Genomic DNA, 19,604 nt, shown 5'->3' with positions numbered 1-19,604 from the left:
CGGCGATTCCGCCGAAGAACCATGGCAATAGGATACAACCGGTCGATAAATCATCGCAGATTCTGCAAAGGATTTAGTGCCGCTCAGAGGTTTCGGGCGCCGATCCGACTCGCCATCATTTGGAAATAGCGAGTCGGGCCAGGGCATCACCAGCCGATTCAATCAGTTGGCGAACAGGCTCGCCGTCTCGTCGGCGGTAAGGTCGATGCCGAACATCAGGCTCATCCGCATCCGATAGACCCGCGGATCGCTCAGCGTCGCGCTCGTCTCGTCCTGGCCGACGCGGCGGCGATAATGGCGGTCGGTCAGCGAGGCGAAGCCGTGCGGCAGGATGATGCTGACGATATTGGCCTGCCGAAACCGGCTGTCCTCGGCAGTCGAGGTCCAGTGATTGCCCATCGACAGGTCGGCATCCCAGACATGATCGGTGGTGAAGCTATATTGCGGCTCCCACCCCTCACCCGTCGAACGGCCATCGGTGTGCCCCGGATGACCGGCGCGCAGCAGCATCCAGCCATGCTGGGGATCGCCGACCAAGCGAAAGCGCGCGCCGTCCGGGGCGGTGGCCTCGGCCCCTTCGATCAGGGGCATGGGCGGCGAATAGCTGCCCCCGAAACCCGCATCGGCGATCCAGTCCTGTCCGTCGATATGCACCAGGCTGAATGTATGGGTGGTCGGCGGCACGTCGCTCGCGCGCAGCCAGACGCGCGCGAGCAGCGGTCGCGCGGCAAAGCCATGCGCGGCCAGCGCGTCGAGGAACAATCGGTTCTGCTCGAAGCAATATCCGCCACGCTTGGCCGTCACCAGCTTGGCGAAGACGCTGTCGCTGTCGATCGCGATCGCGCGGCCCAGACGCACATCGAGATTCTCGAACGGAATGGCCAGACGGTGCGCCCATTGCAACCGGGCCAGCCCCTCGGCATCGACAGTGACACGCGACGGAAGGGCGATACGGGCGAGATAGGAATCGAGATCGAACATGATCCGCCAGATAGGATGCCGGATGCCGATTGTCGAAGGGGGAGGCTCCGTACCCCTTATCGTGTAGCCTTCGAACGGGTATAGCGCCGCGCGACCATGCGCTTTCCCGACCACGACCCGACCCTGGCCTTCTCTCCTCCTGCGATCCGCGCCGCCGCCGATGCGATCGCGGCGGGGGGCATCGTCGCGGTTCCGACCGAGACGGTCTATGGCTTGGCCGCCGACGCCACCGATGCGGCGGCGGTCGCGCGCATCTATGCGGCGAAGGGGCGGCCCTCGTTCAATCCCCTGATCGTCCATGTGCCCGATCTGGCGGCGGCGCGGGCGCTGGCCGAATTCGATGCCGATGCGCTGGCGCTGGCCGAGGCATTCTGGCCCGGTCCGCTGACGCTGGTGCGCCCGCTGCGAAAAGACGCGGGCATCGCCTCGCTGGTGACGGCGGGGCTGGATACGGTGGCGATCCGCCTGCCGCGCCACCGCGCGATGCAGGCCCTGCTGGCGGCCAGCGGCCGACCGCTTGCCGCGCCCTCCGCCAATGCCAGCGGCGGGATCAGCCCGACCCGCGCCGCGCATGTCCGCGCTAGCCTGGGCCCCGCCGTTCCGATCCTCGACGATGGCGCGACCGAAGCCGGACTGGAATCGACCATCGTGGCGGGTCGTACCATCCTGCGCCCCGGCCCCGTCACGGCGGCGATGCTGACCCAGGTGCTGGGCGATGTCGAGCAGGGTCCGCAGGCCCCCGCCATCGTGACCGCGCCGGGGCAACTCGCCAGCCATTATGCTCCCCGCAAACCCCTAAGGCTGAATGCGACGCAGGCGGCGGCGGACGAATGGCTGATCGGATTTGGCGCGGTGAAGGGTCAGGACAGCCTGTCCGCCAGCGGCGATCCGGTGGAGGCGGCAGCGCGGCTGTTCGACGCCCTCCACCGCGCCGATGCCAGCGACCGGCCTAGGCTCGCCATCGCGCCGATCCCAATCGAGGGGATCGGGCACGCGATCAACGATCGTCTGCGGCGCGCGGCGACGCGGTAGGGGCTTTGGCTCGGCTATTCCCTTGGCCTTCGACTTCGCTCAGACCGAACGGAGGCCGGCTCTAGGCCAAAGCTCCGTTCGGCCTAAGCGAAGTCGAAGCGCACGCTCCGACCTCGACCCAGGCGGGATCAGGCGGTCACCGCCTTGGACCGCGCGGCGAAGCTCTTGCGCAGCTTTTGCAGCTTGGGCGGGATCACCGCCATGCAATAGGGGTTCGACCGCCCCGAGGTTTCCCAATAATCCTGATGGTAATCCTCCGCGGGATACCACTCAGCCATCGGCTCCAGGGTGGTGACGATTGGCTTGTCCGAGCCCGCCTGGGCCCGCTCCAGAGCGGCCTTCATCGCCGTCTCCTGCGCCTCGTCCGCCGGGAACATGGCCGAGCGATATTGCGTGCCAACATCGTTGCCCTGGCGATTGAGCTGTGTCGGATCATGCGTCGCGAAGAAGATGTCCAGCAGATCGCCCAGGTCGAGCCTTTCGGGATCGTAACCGATACGGATCGCCTCGGCATGGCCGGTATCGCCGCCGCATACCTGCTTATAGGTCGGGTTGGGGACCGTACCGCCGATATAGCCGCTTTCGACCGATTCGACGCCGATCACATCCTTGAACACCGCCTCGGTGCACCAGAAGCAACCGCCCGCCAGTGTCACATATTCCGTCACGCGAAATCTCCTCGTCGTCTTGTATGCTTAGATAGGAAGGCGCTAGGCCACGGCAATCCAAGGGTTGAGGACAAAGTGATGGCGGCGATCGACGGCAAGGTGATGGTGACGGGCGGGGCGGGCTATATCGGCAGCCATGCCGTGCTCGCGCTGCTCGACGCAGGATATGAGGTCGTCGTGCTCGACAACCTGGTCACCGGGTTCGACTGGGCGGTCGATCCGCGCGCGTCGCTGGTCGTGGCGAACGTCGCCGATGACGACAAGGTGCGCGCCGCCATCCGCGACCACCGCGTCCGCGCGATCATGCATTTCGCCGGATCGGTGGTGGTGCCCGAGTCGGTCAGCGATCCGCTCAAATATTATCGCAACAACACCGCCGCCAGCCGATCGCTGGTCGAAAGCGCGGTGGCGGAGGGGGTGCCCCATTTCATCTTCTCCTCGACCGCCGCAACCTATGGCACGCCCGAAAAGGTGCCGGTGGCGGAGGGCGATCCCAAGGCGCCGATCAACCCCTATGGCATGTCCAAGCTGATGACCGAGATCATGCTGAAGGACGTGGCCGCCGCGCATCCGATCAACTATTGCGCGCTGCGTTACTTCAACGTCGCGGGGGCGGACCCGCAGGGGCGCTCGGGCCAGTCGACGGTGGGGGCGACGCACCTCATCAAGATCGCGGTCGAAGCGGCGATCGGCAAGCGCGAGGCGGTGGGCGTCTATGGCACCGACTTTCCGACGCGCGACGGAACCGGCGTGCGCGATTACATCCATGTCTCCGATCTGGCCGCCGCGCATGTCGCCGCGCTGGAACTGCTGATCGCGCAGCCGGGCGAAAGCCACACGCTCAATTGCGGCTATGGCCGGGGCTTCTCGGTCCTCGAAGTGCTCGACGCCGTCGATCGCGTCACCAACCACAGCATCGAGCGCCGGCTGGAGGGTCGCCGTGCGGGCGATCCGGCGGAGCTGGTCGCGGACAATAGCGCGATCCTGTCCACTCTGCCCTGGCGTCCCGAGCGCGACGATCTGGACGGCATCGTCCGCGATGCGCTGGCCTGGGAGCGCAAGCTGGCCGAGATGGGGCGCTAACGCCCATGCGGCTGCGCTCGCTGCTGTTCGTGCCCGGCGATCGGCCGGACAGGATGGCGAAGGCGATGGGGCTGGGCGCGGATGCGCTGATCCTCGACCTGGAGGATGCGGTCGCCCCCGACGCCAAGCCCCGAGCGCGCGAGGCAATCGCAGCATTCCTGGCGCAACCCCGCGAGGACGGCGTCCGGCTATTCGTGCGGATTAACCCGATCGACGGGCCGCTGGCGGCGGACGATCTGGCGGCGATCCTGCCCGCCCGCCCCGACGGCCTCGTCCTGCCCAAGGCCGAAGGACTCGTCAGCCTTCATGCGCTGGCGGCGCGGGGGGTGGAGCATATCCCCATCCTGCCGATCGCGACCGAAACACCGACCGCCCTGTTCCGGCTTAACGAATATGCCGGATCGAGCCTTCCGCTGGCGGGGCTGACCTGGGGCGCGGAGGATCTTCCTGCCGCGATCGGTGCCTCGACCGCGCGCGAGGCCGATGGCGGCTATACTGCGCCCTACCAACTGGCGCGCTCGCTGACCCTGTTCGGGGCGCATGCCGCCGGGGTCGCCGCGATCGAGACGGTCTATCCCGATTTTCGCGATTTGGAAGGGCTAGCCGCCTATGCCGCGCGGGGACGGCGGGACGGCTTTACCGGCATGATGGCGATCCACCCCGCCCAGGTTCCGGTCATCAACGCCGCCTTCACCCCCTCGCCCGAGGAACTCGCGCGCGCCCAGGCAATCGTCGACCTGTTCGCGGCCAACCCCGGCGCAGGGGCGCTGCAACTCGACGGGCGGATGGTCGATGCGCCGCATCTGAAGGCCGCACAGGCGCTGTTGGCGCGCGCGCAAAGCTGAGTCGCTACTCGCGCATTTGCGGCCATGAGGCGCGGATCGCCGCTGTCGCCCACCACCAGCCCAGCGCCCAGAGCGTTCCGAAACACCAGCCCGCCGCCACGTCGGACGGCCAATGGACACCCAGATAGACGCGGCTGACCCCGATCGCTCCGACCAGCAGCACCGCCATCGCCACGATCGCATGCCGCACCCGGCGATGCCGCGTCACCTGCGTCGCCAGCGCGGCCAGCGTCAGATAGACCATCGCACTGCCCGCCGCATGACCGCTGGGAAAGCTGGCATTGGAGACATCGACCCAGTGCGGCACCAGATCGGGCCGGGCGCGCGCCACGCTCTGTTTGACCAGCGTGACGACCATACCCCCGGTGATCCCCGATGCCACCGTCACGCCCGCCATCAGCCACCATCCTCGCGCCGCCAGCAGGATGGCGGCCACGGCGACCATCAGCACCAGGACGGGCACGCTGCCCAGGGCGGTGATGTCCACCGCCGCCCGCATCAGCGCATGCGACTGCCCATGCGCCCGGAGCCCCATGAGAATCGCCCGGTCCCAATCAAACGGCCAATGATCGATCAGAAGCCCCGCGAGCAGCAGAATCGCCAGGGCCGCAGCCCCCGCCGCCGCGCCGCGTAAAGCCAGGGGCATGGCGGAAAGGCGATCGGGGGGCCGATGGGTCAAAAAAATGTCATCCGTCTTGCGTGCGCCTTATCGAGGATCCCGCACGGATCATCGTCATCTCAAGCTTTTGGCAAAGCACGAGGATTTGGGCAACCGATAGCCGCAAACCATGGCCGGACAGGCCCATTCGCACGGCAAATATCGCTCCGGCGAACATTATCGATCACCGTTATTCGAAAAACGGGTTTGCGTCTCGACGCATTTTATCGCAGATTTGCCCCATACCGGCACACAGACCGGTTGGAGAGGACTGCACGACCATGGACCAACACGTCATTTCGCCGCTTGATCGCATGCTCATCCTGACCTTCGGGGCGATGGCGAGCTGGGTCGCCGTGGGTGGTGTGGCCGTGGGCGCTTCCAAGCTGCTCCAGCACCTTCTCTGACATGCAAGCGGCGGCCTGTGGTGACGCAGGCCGATCGCCCAGGCGGGCCGACGGATCGGGCCGCCCGTAAGATCGCCGTTCGAAGATCAGGTTTGGTCCGATGGACGGCTCCCCGCCCCACGCCGCTTGCGCCCGAATTGTCGCGCCAGCCCGATCGCTCTCCATCCCAGCAGGTCTTCGACCCCGGCATAGCCTAGTCCCATATGAGGGGGCCGCGATGCTAGGACATCGCCCAGCGTCACGCAGCCGGATCGAAGCGCCGCCCGCGCCAATTGCCGCCATCGTCGTGCGGTTTCCCAGCGGATCAGCTTCAGGCTTTCGGTGTCGGGTTCCACCTTCGCCAGATACGCATGCTGCAAGGTCGCGATCGCCTGTCCCAGACGTCGAAGCGTGGCACCGTCGGGAACCGGCACGCCTCCCATATTATGCCGGACCAGAAGGCCCGCGATCTCGCCCGCGCCCTCGCCCAATAGCGGTGCATGCGCCTCCGCCAGCACGCGCGTCGCGCTGGCGCGCATCCGGTCGATGAATCGTTTGGACACGCCGCCCGCATGTTGGCGATAGATCAGCAGCGGCTCGTCCAGCCGGGCAATCCGGCCAAAGGCGATGATGCGGTGATAAAGGTCGAAGTCCTCCGCATAGACAATTTCGGGCCGCGTGAACGGTTCGAGCCGCCTCGCCACATCGGCGCGTACCATCACGGTCGACCATGCCAGCGGATTCTCGATCCAGCTCAGCCAGTGGATCAGATGGGGCGTGCTGTGCGGCGCATAGTCCATGCGCAGCACCTTCCCCTCGACCAGTTGCTCGGTCTGCGTGCCCGCCAGGACGATCGCCGGATTCGCCTCCAGATAGGCGACCTGTCGGGCTAGCCGTTCGGGCCGGCACAGATCATCTTGGTCGAGCCCCGCCAGATAGCGCCCGCGCGCCGCTGCGACGCCGCGATTGCGCGTCGTCACCGGGCCGCCATTGACGGCATTCTCGATCAGGCGGACGCGCGGATCGGGCCAGCTTCGCACCAGTTCGCGGGTATGATCGGACGAGCAATCGTCGACGACCAGCGCCTCCCAATCGGTCAGCGTCTGCGCCCCCAGGCTGGCCAATGTCTCGCCGATCAGCGTGGCGCCGTTATAAGCCGGAATGACGATGCTGACGACGGGATCGCTCATGCGGCGGCATGGTCCCGTTCGGGCAGAGCCCCTTCCAGCACCTGATCGACGATCATCTGGCCGACATGATTCTGCCAGAGCCACAAGCCATTGGCCTGTCCGCGAAAGCTCTTTTCCCCGCCCAACGGCCCCCAGGGCACAAAACCGGCGGACAGGCCGATGCCATAGGCGCCCGGCACCGGGCGATCCTGGGCATCGAGGATTCGGCAATGGCGGTCGACCATGGGCCGCCCCGCCATATGCGCCAGCGCGATCGGCGCTCCCTCCGCATCGAACAGCGGCAAGGAGCGGAGGCGATAGCCGAGCGCGCCCACCACCAGATCGGCCGTGCCGATGATCGCCCGCGCCTGCGGATCGTCATCGCCCGCGATCCGATAAATCGTCAGGCGCGGATCGGGCGTACGCCCCCCCAGCGACAGCATCCGCATCACCAGTTCGCGCGACTCGAGTCGCAGCCCCGCCAGCCGCAGGACGAACCCGCTGACCGGGCAGACATCATCGGCCGTGAAGTCTGTGAACCCCTCTTGCTCCGCAGCGGCGATGGTCGGGAAGAACGGCTTTGGTGGGGTGCGGACGATCAGCGTCATGGCCCCCGCCCCGAGCGGCAGGTCATGGCATTTGAGCAATCGCACCGCCGATGCCAAGGCGCTGGTCGATGCACCGACGATGACGATACGCGGCGCCCGCACGGTGGCCAGCCGCTCGGCGACCAGGCGCGTCCCCCCATGGCGGAGCAGGACATCGGACCGGATCAACCGATCCCCCGCCATGGCGCCCAGCGGTGCGCCCGCCACCGGTTCGGCCGCGATCTGATCATCGCTCTGATAGCCGCCCGTTGCGACGACGATGCTGCGCGAGGTCAGGACGCGCTGCCCCTCGGCGCCGGTCAGCGTCGTGTGCCAATAACCATCCGCGCTGCGCCGGGCCTGCACCGCTTCGGCGCCGGTCAGGACATGGCCGCCATGATCGGTAACGATGGTGCGCAGGCGCTGGGCGGTCACCGCGAGCAACGGGGCGGTATCATGCAATGGCGCGCCCAGCGCCCCGCAATGCCGCGCCATCTGCCTCCCTGCGGGATGCGACTCCAACGCGGCGAGTTCGGGATGCGGATTGTCCTTCACCGCCGACAAAAACGTCTCGGCCGTGGTATCGGAGCGAATGGCATAGTCACCCAGCGCCCCCGGGCCGATCGAGGCCGATCGCTCCACCAGGGTCAAGCCTCCCTGCGCCAGCGGCACCAATGACCCGTTCTTGCTGGCGGCGATCAGCACGGCGGTGCCGGCGGGCCCTCCCCCGATCACGACGCAGTTCGCCGGGCCGGCGGCTGGCGGCTTTCCGGGCACCGGATGCACCGGCACGGACACTCGTTCGATGGCCCGCCTCAACCGCGCGGCGACGATCGCGGCGTCGCCCGGCTTCATCGCGTCGGTGATCGGCAGGCTGAGCATGCGCGCCGAAACACGATCGGCAATCGGAGTCGGCTCGACCAGGGCGGTTTCGCGGAACAGCGGCTGCTCGCCGAGATGCGGGCTGAAATACTGGCCCGCCCCCACGCCGTCATCGGCCAGCGCCGCGATGATCTCGCCGCGGCGGGACGCCAATGGAGTCGGGAGCAGGAGCGGCATGAACTGGGTGGCCTGCCGCATCGTCGCTTCCCGCTGAAACGACCATTCGGGCAGGGCGTCGCGATATTCGCGGTCGAGTGCGGCCCGCGCATCGCAGATCGTGTCGATCTCCGCCAATTTGCATCGCGCCATCAGCGCCAGCACCTCGGGCATCTTGGCATTGATGCCGGGAAGCGTCGCGCTCCGCCCACTCTCGAAGCCGAAATTCACCATCGCACGCAACTGATCAATGCGGTCGCGGTCGCCGCTATAGATCAGCCCGCCCTCCCCCACCGAGAAGGTCTTGGTCGCGTGCATCGAATAGACCAGGACGAACGGCGCCCCCGTGCCGAACCCGCGCCCCGATCTGTCCAGCGTCCCCAGCGAGGCGGCCGCATCCACGACGATCCCCACCCCATAACGCTCGGCCAGCCAGGCATAGCGTTCCAGATCGATGGCCGTGCCGAAGGTCGCATAGGGCACGATCACCCTGATCCGATCGCCATGCCGCGCGAGCATTCGCTCTTCCTGGTCCGGGTCGGCGGTCCAACTCTCCGGATCGACATCGACGATCAGCGGGGTCAGCCCGGCCCAGAGCGCCGCCTGCCCCGTCGCCGCAAAGGTCATGGCGGGCATCATCGCCAGATCGCCCGGCCGGGGATTCAGTCCCGCCGCCTGCCGAATCGCGATCATCAGGCCCAGCGTGGCATTGCCGACCGCCAGCGCCGCCCCGCTACCCCCGAAGAGCCGCACGAGCATCTCGTCTTCCAGTGCGCGCACCTCGGGCCCGCCATTGCTGAACTGGCCGGACTGCTCGATCCGCCTCAGCCCTTCGATCTGTTCGGAAAGCCTGGGCGGTCGGGGCGCGATGAGCGGAAAATCCATGGCGCGCTTTCCTTGGGACACATGCGTGCGTGTCCCATATTCTTCCCTAACAAGGGGTTAGCGCAAGGGGGGCAGCGTGGATGGACCGGGAAAACGGGCACCGCTCATGATCGCCAACAGGCGCGCGCCCTGAAAAAACCCCGTGGTAGGGCCGCCGCCCACCATGATGAGGCGAAAAATGACGGATCCTCGTTCGCCTTCTTCCCTTGGTGTCAGGCCCCTTTGATAGGAGCCTCGTGACCTGATTCAGGGTTCGTGAGAAGACCGGAACAAGCTCGCCTTGTCCCCCGGATCCAAGGATCGGGCGGGTATGATCGCCATTCCGCTCCACCCGGCAAGACAGGCTGGAAAATCCGCATTTGGGGGCGGACCCTTCGTCCTACGGCACCGCGACCGCCAAAAAACTCCCCCTGCAAAGCATTTCATTAATCCATATCAGATAAGGGCTTCGTCTTTGTACGGGCGTTGAGCCCGCCCGCGATCAGGCACGAAGCGTCAGGAGAATAATGTGAGAAACCTGCGGATCAGTTCGAAGCTGATAGCATGCTTTGCGATCTTGCTGATGGCCCTGCTGATTGTCGGTGGGCTTTCCATTCGCAATCAGAATGCACTGAGCGCGAACACCTCAGACATCGCTTCGCGCTTGGCCCGCTTGCAGAAGCTAACCCACAGCATCGATACCCAGACCTCGAACGCCCGCGCCGAGGAGATGACCCATATCGTCAGTACGTCGCCCGAGACCATGGCGGCGCACTACAGGGCGCTGGAGGCGTCCTTGGCCTCGATCAACCAGTCGCTTTCCAAAGTCAAAGCGATGGAGCAGGATCCCGTCGCCAAGGCCGCGATGGACGAATTCGAGCCGATCTGGCAGCGCTTTACCGACCATTTGCCGCAGACCATCGCCCTGTCGAACCGCAACGAGACCGATGCGGCGCAGGCGAGCGCCTTGCAGGAGGTCAAGGACTATGACGCCCAGAATGCGGCGTTGGGCCGGGCGGAAGAGGCCTATACGGCCGCCATGGACAAAGCCCGCGCGGAGGCCAAGGAAACGGCCGCTACGGGACGCCTGATCACCATAGGGATGATCCTGGCGGCGATCGCGCTGACCATCGCGCTTTTGACGCTGCTGATCCGCCAGATTGCCAAGCCCCTGAACATCATGACCGGCGCGATGGGCGAACTGGCCGCCGGCAATATGGATGTCCGCGTGCCAGAAGCCGATCGCCGCGACGAAGTCGGAGATCTGGCCAACGCCATGACCCAGTTCCGCGATCAGCTTGCCGCGGCCGAACGGGCGAAGGCGGAACAGACCACCATGATCGTCGACAGCGTCGGACAAGCTCTCTCAAATCTCGCGACGGGCGATCTGCTGACCCGCATCGACACCGAGCTAACCGGCCCGTTTGCCAAGCTCAAAACCGATTTCAACAAGGCGGCCGAAGCATTGCAGGATGCGCTGTCGCAGGTATCGACGGCGGTCGCCGGCATCAACGGTGGCGCGGGCGAAATCCGCACCGCCTCCGACGATCTTTCGATGCGCACCGAGCAGCAGGCGGCCAGCCTTGAGGAAACCGCCTCCGCGATGGAGGAGATCACCTCCACCATGCGCTCCGCCGCACAACGGACCGCGAGCGCCAACGAGGCAGCGCGAGACGCGCGCGCTTTGGCCGAACAGTCGGGCGACATCGTCCAGAAGGCCGTCGTAGCAATGGACGGCATCGAGCGCCGGTCGAACGAAATATCCGACATCATCGCCGTCATCGACGGCATCGCGTTCCAGACCAACCTGCTCGCTCTGAACGCCGGGGTCGAAGCCGCCCGCGCCGGCGATGCTGGCAAGGGCTTTGCCGTCGTCGCCTCCGAAGTCCGTGCGCTGGCGTTGCGTTCGGCGGATGCCGCCAAGGACGTCAAGAACCTGGTCACCGCGTCGTCCGAACAAGTGGCCGAAGGTGTGCGCCTCGTCGGTGAAACGGGACAGGCCCTGAACGGCATTATCGGGCGAATCGTCGAAGTCAGCGGACTGGTCGACGAGATTTCCAATGCGGCCCAGCAACAGGCTACCGGGCTGCAGGAAGTCAACACGGCCGTAGGCGAAATGGACGTGGTCACCCAACAAAATGCCGCGATGGTCGAGGAAGCGACGGCTGCGGCTCGCGGGCTCGCCACCGAAGCCGATAGCCTTGCGCGTCAGCTTTCGCGTTTCCAGATCGGGCAACCAGCCAGTGCGATGTCGACGAACGTCCACAAGCTCGAAACCCGCCCTGCCAAAGCCGCTCCGCGTCCGCGCGCTAAGCCGATTCCCATGACGCAGGGCAATGCCGTACCCGCCGAAGACGATTGGTCGTCATTCTAACCTGAGGGAAATGGCCTGTTCGGGGTGTCGGCAAATGCTTTGTCGACACCCCGAACAGGGCCAGCCTGCAATCGGCCTCCCGTTCGACCTGTCACCCATTCGGCGCGACCATATGCCAGTCGCTCCGTTGGAGCAGCGACACCGCAGCCTCCGACTCGCCAAGCAGGCAGGGCCATCGCTGCATCGAACCAACCGCGCGGTCGAAAGCAGACGCCGCACCGCCCAGCTGACTGCCGTCTTCGACCCCGCGTTCACCGCGAGCATGACCTCGCGAGGGCTGCCGCCCCGATCGAATAGGAAGTAATCGGGGCCGTCTTGCCCATGCCTGGCCGTCTACCGACCACCGCCACCATCTTCGTAGGGCGCAGCACCTCAATGATTCCAGAGCGAACACCGACGATCGGCTTGCCGAGCGGTCGATGACGCCCTGCGCATAGGTCCCGACCGGCGCCTGACGGGTCGTCGTGTCATCCACCATCGATCCGCCCGCCTCGTCGGCATTGGCGACCAGTTCCTCGTGCGGGACACCGACATTGGGGGCGGACACTACAACGTCCTGCAACCCTGTAACGCTTGATATTGCGGACGAAACTACCCGGCGATCGCTCGTCGTTCCCCGCCCTCGAAATCGGCGGCGTGGTCGACGAACGGCGCGTCGCTCGTGCCATGATCCCCGCGGCGGATGACTTGGCCGATCATCGCCCCGACGACCGCCGAACTGGCGAACCACGCCACACCAAGTGCGATAAAAAGCCCCATCAACCCCTCCGCTTATTATTGGGGCATGATTATCGCGACAGTGAATATCGCGCAAATGAAATTGATGCCGCTCGTGGAGGTGTTTTTTCGTTCACGGACCGGTGGTCGCTCGATCACCGGCCCCGCATCTCGTGCGGGCCCTATATTCAGGGCGTGGCGCGATGGTGAACCCCTGCGAACGAGGCTGCGCGAGCTGCCGCTGGCGACAGCGCATGGATGGTGGTCACGAACAGATAGAGCCCGACCGAATCGGCGAACCTGTGACCCTGCTTCGCCCTTTGCCCTTTCGGCGCGGCGTATCGGTCGGCGGCACGATGCCCCCACTTTGAATTTCGGTGCCCCCACAGGGCATGACATACGGGGGCACAGGGTGAGACACCTCGCGACGCTTTCGCACCTGAATTTCTGTGGTTTAGCAAGGGCGTGAGACACGCTGCGACGCCCTGAAACAACCCCGTGGTGGGTCCGCCGCCTACCATGACAAGGCGAAAAAATGGCGGATTTGCGCTGGTTTTCGCTCACAATTAGCCAGAGATGCCCCTGCCCGTGCCCCCAAAAAATTCTCTTCGTTTGTCTGGCGTCTGCGTATCTGCTCTGCCGTCAATCCGCCTATGAGGTGGTCCGCCCAGCCGATGGCAGCGGGTCGAGATTTGGCTCGAATTCGGTGGCTTCGCCGTCCTGTCCGCCTCCGGCCTGATCGCCAGCGCCTGGGGTGCGATACGCTATGTCGCCGGGTGGTCTTGATCGCGCCACACGCCTGATTGGCGCAGCTGGCGCACGATCCCATTGAACGCCGCCGTCACGCCTTGGGCGCGGCCTATCTCATTCGACTGCCCGGCCGATTCCCAGAACGTCGTCAGCGGCCAGCGCTCGGGGCAGTGAGGTAGGAGGCATCGCAGCGCCAGGCGGACCGGGATCGTGTCACACCGGCGCTCACCGCTCTCGATCATGGCTTGGCGGAGGACCTGGACAGAAAGCTCGACGATGATTCGATGATGGCGGCGCATCATGCTATGGAACGTAACAGGAACAAAGGATCAAGGGACCTGCCATGGCAGGCTGCCGCCTCTGCACCCGCTGTCAATTGCCACCCCGGCGTCCTGGCCAAAAGCCGAGATAGTCTTCGAGTATGTCGCGAACGCGACTCTCGTTTGAAGAGATCAGGATTTGGTTTCAGCCAATTCGGGTTACACCCTGGCTGCGTGCTTTAAGCCAGGTCCTCAATGGCAGGTCGTAGAACCGCTCAAAGACTGCGGCCGCTGCAATTGCGGTGATCACCGGCAAAGACCACACCAACCATCCATATCGTGTCGAATGATCGAATAAGCCGGTCGATTGCCATAGGTGGATGATGGGCATGTGGGTGATGTAAAGCGGAAACGAAATCCCTCCCAACCACTTCATAGCGCTTTGCCAGCGTGCGGGGCATGGATTGTTGATGCCGAGCAACATTGCCGCAGGAAAAACGCAGCCAAGGGCGAGTACTGCCACGATCCTTTCAGATAGTATCTTGGGGACAAGGAGCGGGACGAGGATCAGCAATAACGGCAAATAGAATGGGGCTTTAATCTTCGGAAGCTGTCCGCCTTGATATAGTCGGAACATCAGCATGCCCATTACGTAGCCGGTGAGTATACGCGCTACTGCGTAAGGAGCCTGCGCAATGGTAAATCCGGCCGCCCAGAAATGATGCAATGCCAGGATTGCAAAGTCGATCGCCACTAAAGCCAAAAATAGTGCAGTAAGTTGACGGAGCGATAAGCGCGCTAAAAGCAGAGCGTGTACGCCATTAGCAGCGATTTCGTAAAGCAGAGACCAAAGCGGAGGATTCGCAGGAAACAATAAGCCTCCCGTGACGATGGGGATTAGCGCGAATTGAAACGCTAATGCCCAGCCGCTAACATCTGGCTGTGGATTTGTGGCATACGCTGCAATCGCAAGAATCCCGCCCAAGACAACCATGGGCCAAAGCCGCGCTATCCGAAGCTTCATGAAGCCGTTGAACGATAAATCGCCACGGAGCTTCCGATCGTAAGAGAGAGCGATGACGAACCCGCTCAAGATCAAAAAGAAATCGACGGCGAAAAATCCACGACGAAGGATGTTACTGCCGTTTTCAAGCCCGATGTGATGTATCATCACGGCTATTGCGGCAATGCCACGGGCGGCATCCAGCGTGACAAAGTGAGGTTTGCGGATAGGCGGCCTGACACTATCGAATGCGATCGAATCCCCGCTACTAAACACCAGTTCCGAACTCATGTGCCCCCTGTCATGCTTCCCCCGAAACGACATAAGGTTAGTTCTTAGCTGTTGCCTCAGCAATAACACACATGGCCCGAATGATCCCATATGGGACAATAGTAAACTACCAGCAGCGATGGCGAGCATTCGCTTTTCAATGAGGCCCGGCTGACCATGCGGGCACCGTGGCATTGCCGTATCTGGCGGCGAGCGTCACCGTAATCACAAATTCGACCGACCCGGCGTCGACTTGCGTCCTGAGCCACTTCATCGCGGTGTTGAAATCCTCGCGCGGCCAGTTGTTCGACACACCGGAGGCGGCCAGCCGATGGTGACCGACACCCTTCCAATAGACCGCCCCCGGGGCACGTTGAACGGCCAGGCCGAACCGCTCCACGCGGTCCGGCCGATCGGCCCCACAATGGGGGCAAGTTTGCTTCATCAACTGGCGCTCCATCTCGGCTTCGGGTCGCCGATGTTCAGAACGCCGACGCTCTTGACCTTGCACTTTGCACCGGAAGGAAGCAGCGCTGGATTATACTGGACGTTGATGGTGAACTTGATGCCGGTGCTGGATGCGTCGAGCCCCACGGCGTTGACGAATATCCACCACGTCCGCCCCACGCCATCGCTCTTTCCATAGGCCTTCACGGTATACCCAAGGCCAGTCGAATAATGAGCGGGGACGGTCAGGTCGGCCAGCGAGGCGGACGGCGCCAGCCAGCCCGGATTGTTGTCGACCTCGACCTCTACGATCGCGCTCAGGAACTGGCCGCCGACACCCGACAGCGTGACGTCGCCCGTCGTGCTGTTTGCGGTCGGGCTGATCTGGAACTGCTCACGGTGACGCGTCGCGGTCAGGTTGCTTTCACTGGCCACAGTCAAGGCCGGGCCGGAAACCTGCCAGTTGGTACCGGACCCGGAGGCGAGATAGGCGTTATCGCCGATACCCGGACCAGACAGTTTCTGACCGATGGCGAGTGTTCCGCTCGTGACACTCGACACCGTAAGCGTATTGCCGCTGATACCCCCGACAAATTGAACGGTCGTCACGACCGGTGTGACAGTCAGCGTCAGGCTCTGGCCGCCCGTATCCGCGTTGCTCTCCAGCGACGTGACCACAGACGACGCGTTCTGGCCGGACTGCTGGACACGCCATGCGGCCGGGACTGGCCCCGAAACACCGAAAGCCGCAGTGCCGCCCGTTCCCGAGAGATTGCCGTTGGGTAGCAGGTTCGGGCCAGCGGAAAGCATCGCCTTCAAGCGGTTGCCGCCCGCCGCGAAATTCTTGGAAAAGACGTTCGCGGCCAGATAGGCCCCCTCCAGCATGGCCCCCTTGCCGTTCCAGTGGATGCCGTCTTCATACAGATCAGCGGGGCCGTAGCCGGTTTTGGTCGGATCGGCATAAGCGTCGTGATCGACCCAGATTCCGATCGTCGGGCCTTGGGCCTCGATCCACGACTTGATCGTGCCGTTGATGGTGGCCCGGTTGGCCCTGTACCCGCTATCATCGAACTGTGCCCCTTGGGCGACAGGGCGGATACCGCCGACCCACAGATAGAGTCCGGCGTCTCGCGCGGGCACGAGGATATTGTTGATGATGTATTGGCCGTTATCGGCCAGCCCACGGGAATTGATCGTGGCAGAGTAATAGAGGATCTTCGCGCCCATGGCGATAACGCCAGCCAGGCGACCGGCATGAACCGTCGATGGCGAACCGGACAGAGCACGGTTCGCCCCCGTGGTCCATTTCACGATGTACCCATTGTCTTCGGTCTGCGTATTCGCCGGCCACTGCTCCATCAGCAGCACCGGGAATATCGCGTTGGCGATCTCGAGGCCGCCCAGCACCGTCTGAGTGGCGAAGTTCGTACCGGGCGATGCGCCTTCGAAGCCGCGCGCGCTGAGGCTGTCGCCCAGCACCGCCGCTTTCGTGCCAACGGGGAATTGCGGGTATAGCGAGGGGGCCGAGCCAGCAATCGAACGACCAACCGCAGCAACAACGCCCAGAGACACGCCGACCCGGGCAACGCTCAACGGGACGAAGACCCTTGCCAAGGCGTTATTGGCGACGCCGTGCTGCATGACGACTTCGGTCATATCTGCCTGGCTGAGAGGCGTGCCGGCGGCCAGCGCTCCGGCTTCGCTCGGATTCGCGGCAGCGGCAACGCCAGCCCTCACCGCTGCGGAGGCAAGATCATCGGCGACGGTCAGGCGCCGCGGATTGTTGAGCGGGAAGCGCGGGTCGAACAGCAGAATGGTCTTCATTGACTATCCTTCGAGAGATCGGGGGCGGAATGGCGGACGCGCGCCGCGCGGATCAGCGCGGCCAGGCGTCCCAGAGAAGCCGGCGCTTGGTCTCGCAGTCGGCCAGGTCGAACCGTCCGTCGCGGATGGTTGCGTCGTCGTCGGCCGCCGTGGCGCTACCGTCCGGCTGGCGGTGCTGTGCCGTCGTTCGGCACGGCTCCCCCGCTGCGGCTGGCGGTGGCGGAATCTCGGGCGAGTGCGGCATCGAGCGCGTCGATGTCGCGCACCCGGTCAGCGTCGCGGCACAGAGCGCGACCAGCATCAGTTTGCGCATAGCGGGTTACCGTGTCTTTCGAGTGGATGATGAGGGGCTGGCGGAAGGCTAGGGAGGCCGCATAGGTCTGGGCCGCCGTCGCCTGTTGCCGGGCGAACCGGGCTTCATCGGCGAGGCGCGCCTTATCCGCGTCCGCGATCGCCGCAGACCAGGCTGCCCGTTCGTTGGTCAGCGTCTGGCGATAGTCGGCGCGGAGGCGATCGAGCCGCGCGACCCACAGGCCCATGGCCAGCACGATCAGCGCGGGCCAGAACCGGCGCAGGAGTACCCGCGCGGTCACAGCAGGATGGCCTTCGCGCGCTCCAGCCGCTGGCGCCGATCGTCGATGCCGTTGAGCCCGCCGTTGATCAGCTTCGTCACGGCCTCGACGTCGTCGCGATCAGCCGGCGCATTGATCCGGCGCGACGTCCAGTATGCGCAGGCAAGGACCATCGCGATCGCGGGCTCTGCCGCCCGGTCCGGCTGGCTCTCGATGTCGACGCCGATCAGCTTGCCGAACCGGCGATAGTTGTCGCGGCCCGTGATCTGCAGAATGCCGCGCCCGCGGTACCGAAAGCCGTCGCCCGCCTTGACGTTACCCAGGTCGTCCCGGCCTTCATATCGGCGCTGCGCCGGCGTCGGGCCCCAGATCTCGTACATCCGGGTAAAGCCAGACGACTCATGGCCCGCCTGGGCAAGGAAGTGAGTAAGCCGCAAGGGCACGTCGAGGATGATCGCCCCCTCCAGGGCTACGACGCCAGCCCCAAGCCCTGCGGCGGTCGCGGCCGGCGCGCCAAGCTTCCGTAGCAGCGCGGTCAACGTCACCGGGCCGAAGGCGCCGTCGGCGCGCACGCCGAGACGGCGCTGCACAAGTGCAACGTCCATATGTATGTCCTTTGTTGGAGACGTCAGATCGTCAGGTCGCTATCAAAGCGGGGTGCCGGACCTATCCCCCGATGGTCACCGGCCGTGGGGGCCGCCCAATCTCCCTCGTGGCGGCCCCTGCATCACAATTCGGTCACCATTGATCTCTATCAACCCCCGGCCCGGCATGTGCTGGGCGGACAGCAGGTTGCCCCGCCCATTCAGCAACGGGGCGGGGCAACTTGTTCAGGGCTGCGCTTGATCAGCGCCCGGCAGCTTTGATCGAACAAAATTCAGCGCGATCGCGATGATGCCCGCGCCTAGTGCTCCGAGGCCGGTGCCATAGATCAGCGCCAGCGCAGGATCGGGCCGCAGCCGCATTACCGCACCGGCGGTGAAGAGCAGCGCCAGCACTGTCACTGGCGCATCGACGGTCCAGCGATGCTGCTGCCGATCGGTCTGAACGACGTAGAACCGCACCGCGAGACACGCGCAAATCGCTGCGATCATGCTGCCGAGCTCGAAAGGGTAGCCCGCAAAGTGCCAGATGATGGGCGAACTCGTCGCGACAGTCGCCCCCGTGTCCCGCATGACGGCGGCAGCCGCTACGGGAATGAATGCCCCCATGGTTGCCCCCATTTTCCAGATCATCGCGTGGACACCACGCCAACCGCTGCGATCAGGCTCAGCAGCGCGATGTATGCCGGTCGCTTGAGCATCGGCAGGCTCGACCACATGTCGATCGGAAAAGGCCGGCGCCGCAGCTGAACCACCATACCCCGCGCCGATAGGTAAAGCAGAGCCAAGCCGGTCAATCCGAAGCCCATTGCCAGCGGATCGACGAACCGCTGGAATGTCAGCCACCATCCCGTTCCGGCCGGATCACGCGTGTCCCAGTTCCACAGGACGATCGCATCGGACGCCCGCGTCAGGAAAATGCCCATGGCGAAGCAAAAGCCCGTCCACCGCCAGATCGAGACAGGATGGGACGGTCGGTCCCGATCCCGGTTGCGGTACCAGCCACGGATCGCGTCGACCGCGAACATCAGCGCCACCACCGTTGCAAAGGTCATCACTGCCAGGTTGAGGACTACCAGCCACCCATGCCCGTCGAATGACGGGGGCGCGACCGTAGCCGGCCCTCCCGCGACCGCGCGGGCCGCGAAGCTTCCATTGTCCATTGATGTGACTCCGACAGCGCCGCAGCGCATGTGATAGAAGGTGATGCCTACGTGCTATTCGCAGCAGGATGAGGGATTGATCGCCTTCCGACTGGTAGTGAACGCCTCATGGTGTAGGCTAGGGTCAGGACCTATTGATGTGAGCATCGCGATCTGATTCAGGCTCCGCAAGGAGACTGGAATGAGCGACCTGTTTTGGCTGACGGATGAGCAGATGGAGCGGCTGCGACCGTTCTTTCCCAAGAGCCATGGTAAGCCGCGCGTGGATGACCAGCGGGTGCTGAGCGGCATCGTGTTCGTCAACAAGAATG

The 19,604-nt window shown here is 64.7% G+C and carries 19 protein-coding genes and 1 pseudogene; 6 read left to right on the top strand and 14 right to left on the bottom strand.

Annotated features, from left to right (window positions below):
- Positions 1–162: 162 nt before the first annotated feature.
- On the bottom strand, positions 163–981 hold the full coding sequence (locus tag NZL82_RS05020; RefSeq protein WP_261268682.1) for an arylamine N-acetyltransferase: 819 nt from the start codon (positions 979–981) through the stop codon (positions 163–165).
- A gap of 96 nt (positions 982–1,077) precedes the next feature.
- Here NZL82_RS05020 and NZL82_RS05015 point away from each other — a divergent pair, with 96 nt between their 5' ends.
- Positions 1,078–2,013: an L-threonylcarbamoyladenylate synthase gene (locus NZL82_RS05015; RefSeq protein WP_261268681.1), complete on the top strand. Its 936-nt coding sequence runs from the start codon at positions 1,078–1,080 to the stop codon at positions 2,011–2,013.
- A gap of 128 nt (positions 2,014–2,141) precedes the next feature.
- Here NZL82_RS05015 and msrA read toward each other — a convergent pair whose 3' ends face one another.
- Positions 2,142–2,681, bottom strand: a complete 540-nt coding sequence (gene msrA, locus NZL82_RS05010; RefSeq protein ID WP_261268680.1) for a peptide-methionine (S)-S-oxide reductase MsrA — start codon at positions 2,679–2,681, stop codon at positions 2,142–2,144.
- 78 nt (positions 2,682–2,759) lie between these two features.
- On the opposite strand from msrA, the gene galE reads away from it, so the two are divergent.
- The gene (gene galE, locus NZL82_RS05005) at positions 2,760–3,764 is read left to right on the top strand and encodes a UDP-glucose 4-epimerase GalE (protein WP_261268679.1); all 1,005 of its coding nucleotides are present in this window, start codon (positions 2,760–2,762) and stop codon (positions 3,762–3,764) included.
- Between the two features lie 5 nt (positions 3,765–3,769).
- Positions 3,770–4,609: a CoA ester lyase gene (locus NZL82_RS05000; protein WP_261268678.1), complete on the top strand. Its 840-nt coding sequence runs from the start codon at positions 3,770–3,772 to the stop codon at positions 4,607–4,609.
- A gap of 4 nt (positions 4,610–4,613) precedes the next feature.
- On the opposite strand, the gene NZL82_RS04995 is transcribed toward NZL82_RS05000, so the two are convergent.
- Positions 4,614–5,288 carry a phosphatase PAP2 family protein gene (locus tag NZL82_RS04995; RefSeq protein ID WP_261268677.1) on the bottom strand — a complete coding sequence of 225 codons (675 nt, stop codon included), beginning with the start codon at positions 5,286–5,288 and terminating at the stop codon, positions 4,614–4,616.
- Between the two features lie 260 nt (positions 5,289–5,548).
- Between NZL82_RS04995 and NZL82_RS04990 the strand changes: the two genes are divergently transcribed.
- Complete coding sequence (locus NZL82_RS04990; RefSeq protein ID WP_261268676.1) at positions 5,549–5,674, top strand: hypothetical protein; 126 nt, start codon at positions 5,549–5,551, stop codon at positions 5,672–5,674.
- An 86-nt stretch (positions 5,675–5,760) separates the two neighbouring features.
- On the opposite strand, the gene NZL82_RS04985 is transcribed toward NZL82_RS04990, so the two are convergent.
- A complete protein-coding gene (locus NZL82_RS04985) occupies positions 5,761–6,843 on the bottom strand; it encodes a glycosyltransferase family A protein (RefSeq protein ID WP_261268675.1) in 1,083 nt (360 codons plus the stop codon).
- Positions 6,840–9,332, bottom strand: coding sequence for a DegT/DnrJ/EryC1/StrS family aminotransferase (locus NZL82_RS04980; RefSeq protein ID WP_261268674.1), 2,493 nt, complete (start codon positions 9,330–9,332; stop codon positions 6,840–6,842). Before NZL82_RS04980 ends, NZL82_RS04985 begins: the two co-directional genes overlap by 4 nt.
- Positions 9,333–9,840: 508 nt before the next feature.
- Between NZL82_RS04980 and NZL82_RS04975 the strand changes: the two genes are divergently transcribed.
- Positions 9,841–11,685 (top strand): methyl-accepting chemotaxis protein, encoded by a 1,845-nt coding sequence (locus NZL82_RS04975; protein WP_261268673.1) that lies wholly within the window; start codon positions 9,841–9,843, stop codon positions 11,683–11,685.
- Between the two features lie 591 nt (positions 11,686–12,276).
- Here the strand turns inward: NZL82_RS04975 and NZL82_RS04970 are convergent.
- From NZL82_RS04970 to NZL82_RS04930, 9 genes are all read right to left on the bottom strand, one after another.
- Positions 12,277–12,444 carry a hypothetical protein gene (locus tag NZL82_RS04970; protein WP_261268672.1) on the bottom strand — a complete coding sequence of 56 codons (168 nt, stop codon included), beginning with the start codon at positions 12,442–12,444 and terminating at the stop codon, positions 12,277–12,279.
- A gap of 722 nt (positions 12,445–13,166) precedes the next feature.
- Positions 13,167–13,454, bottom strand: coding sequence for a hypothetical protein (locus NZL82_RS04965; RefSeq protein ID WP_261268671.1), 288 nt, complete (start codon positions 13,452–13,454; stop codon positions 13,167–13,169).
- A gap of 163 nt (positions 13,455–13,617) precedes the next feature.
- Positions 13,618–14,706 (bottom strand): acyltransferase, encoded by a 1,089-nt coding sequence (locus NZL82_RS04960; protein ID WP_261268670.1) that lies wholly within the window; start codon positions 14,704–14,706, stop codon positions 13,618–13,620.
- Between the two features lie 136 nt (positions 14,707–14,842).
- A complete protein-coding gene (locus NZL82_RS04955) occupies positions 14,843–15,130 on the bottom strand; it encodes a hypothetical protein (protein ID WP_261268669.1) in 288 nt (95 codons plus the stop codon).
- Complete coding sequence (locus NZL82_RS04950) at positions 15,130–16,956, bottom strand: hypothetical protein (RefSeq protein ID WP_261268668.1); 1,827 nt, start codon at positions 16,954–16,956, stop codon at positions 15,130–15,132. Before NZL82_RS04950 ends, NZL82_RS04955 begins: the two co-directional genes overlap by 1 nt.
- A gap of 155 nt (positions 16,957–17,111) precedes the next feature.
- The gene (locus tag NZL82_RS04945; RefSeq protein ID WP_261268667.1) at positions 17,112–17,549 is read right to left on the bottom strand and encodes a hypothetical protein; all 438 of its coding nucleotides are present in this window, start codon (positions 17,547–17,549) and stop codon (positions 17,112–17,114) included.
- Complete coding sequence (locus NZL82_RS04940; protein ID WP_261268666.1) at positions 17,546–18,133, bottom strand: glycoside hydrolase family 19 protein; 588 nt, start codon at positions 18,131–18,133, stop codon at positions 17,546–17,548. The genes NZL82_RS04945 and NZL82_RS04940 overlap by 4 nt, the downstream gene beginning before the upstream one ends.
- Before the next feature lie 225 nt (positions 18,134–18,358).
- Positions 18,359–18,763, bottom strand: a complete 405-nt coding sequence (locus NZL82_RS04935) for a hypothetical protein (protein ID WP_261268665.1) — start codon at positions 18,761–18,763, stop codon at positions 18,359–18,361.
- Positions 18,760–19,185: a hypothetical protein gene (locus tag NZL82_RS04930; protein ID WP_261268664.1), complete on the bottom strand. Its 426-nt coding sequence runs from the start codon at positions 19,183–19,185 to the stop codon at positions 18,760–18,762. The genes NZL82_RS04935 and NZL82_RS04930 overlap by 4 nt, the downstream gene beginning before the upstream one ends.
- Before the next feature lie 289 nt (positions 19,186–19,474).
- On the opposite strand from NZL82_RS04930, the pseudogene NZL82_RS04925 reads away from it, so the two are divergent.
- Positions 19,475–19,604, top strand: a pseudogene (locus NZL82_RS04925) (IS5/IS1182 family transposase); the annotation flags it as partial.

The sequence above is a fragment of the Sphingomonas sp. LC-1 genome, assembly GCF_025371035.1.
GTDB lineage: Bacteria > Pseudomonadota > Alphaproteobacteria > Sphingomonadales > Sphingomonadaceae > Sphingomonas > Sphingomonas sanguinis_E.
Note: the sequence above shows the minus strand (reverse complement) of the source record. Positions and strands in the feature narration are given on the sequence as shown.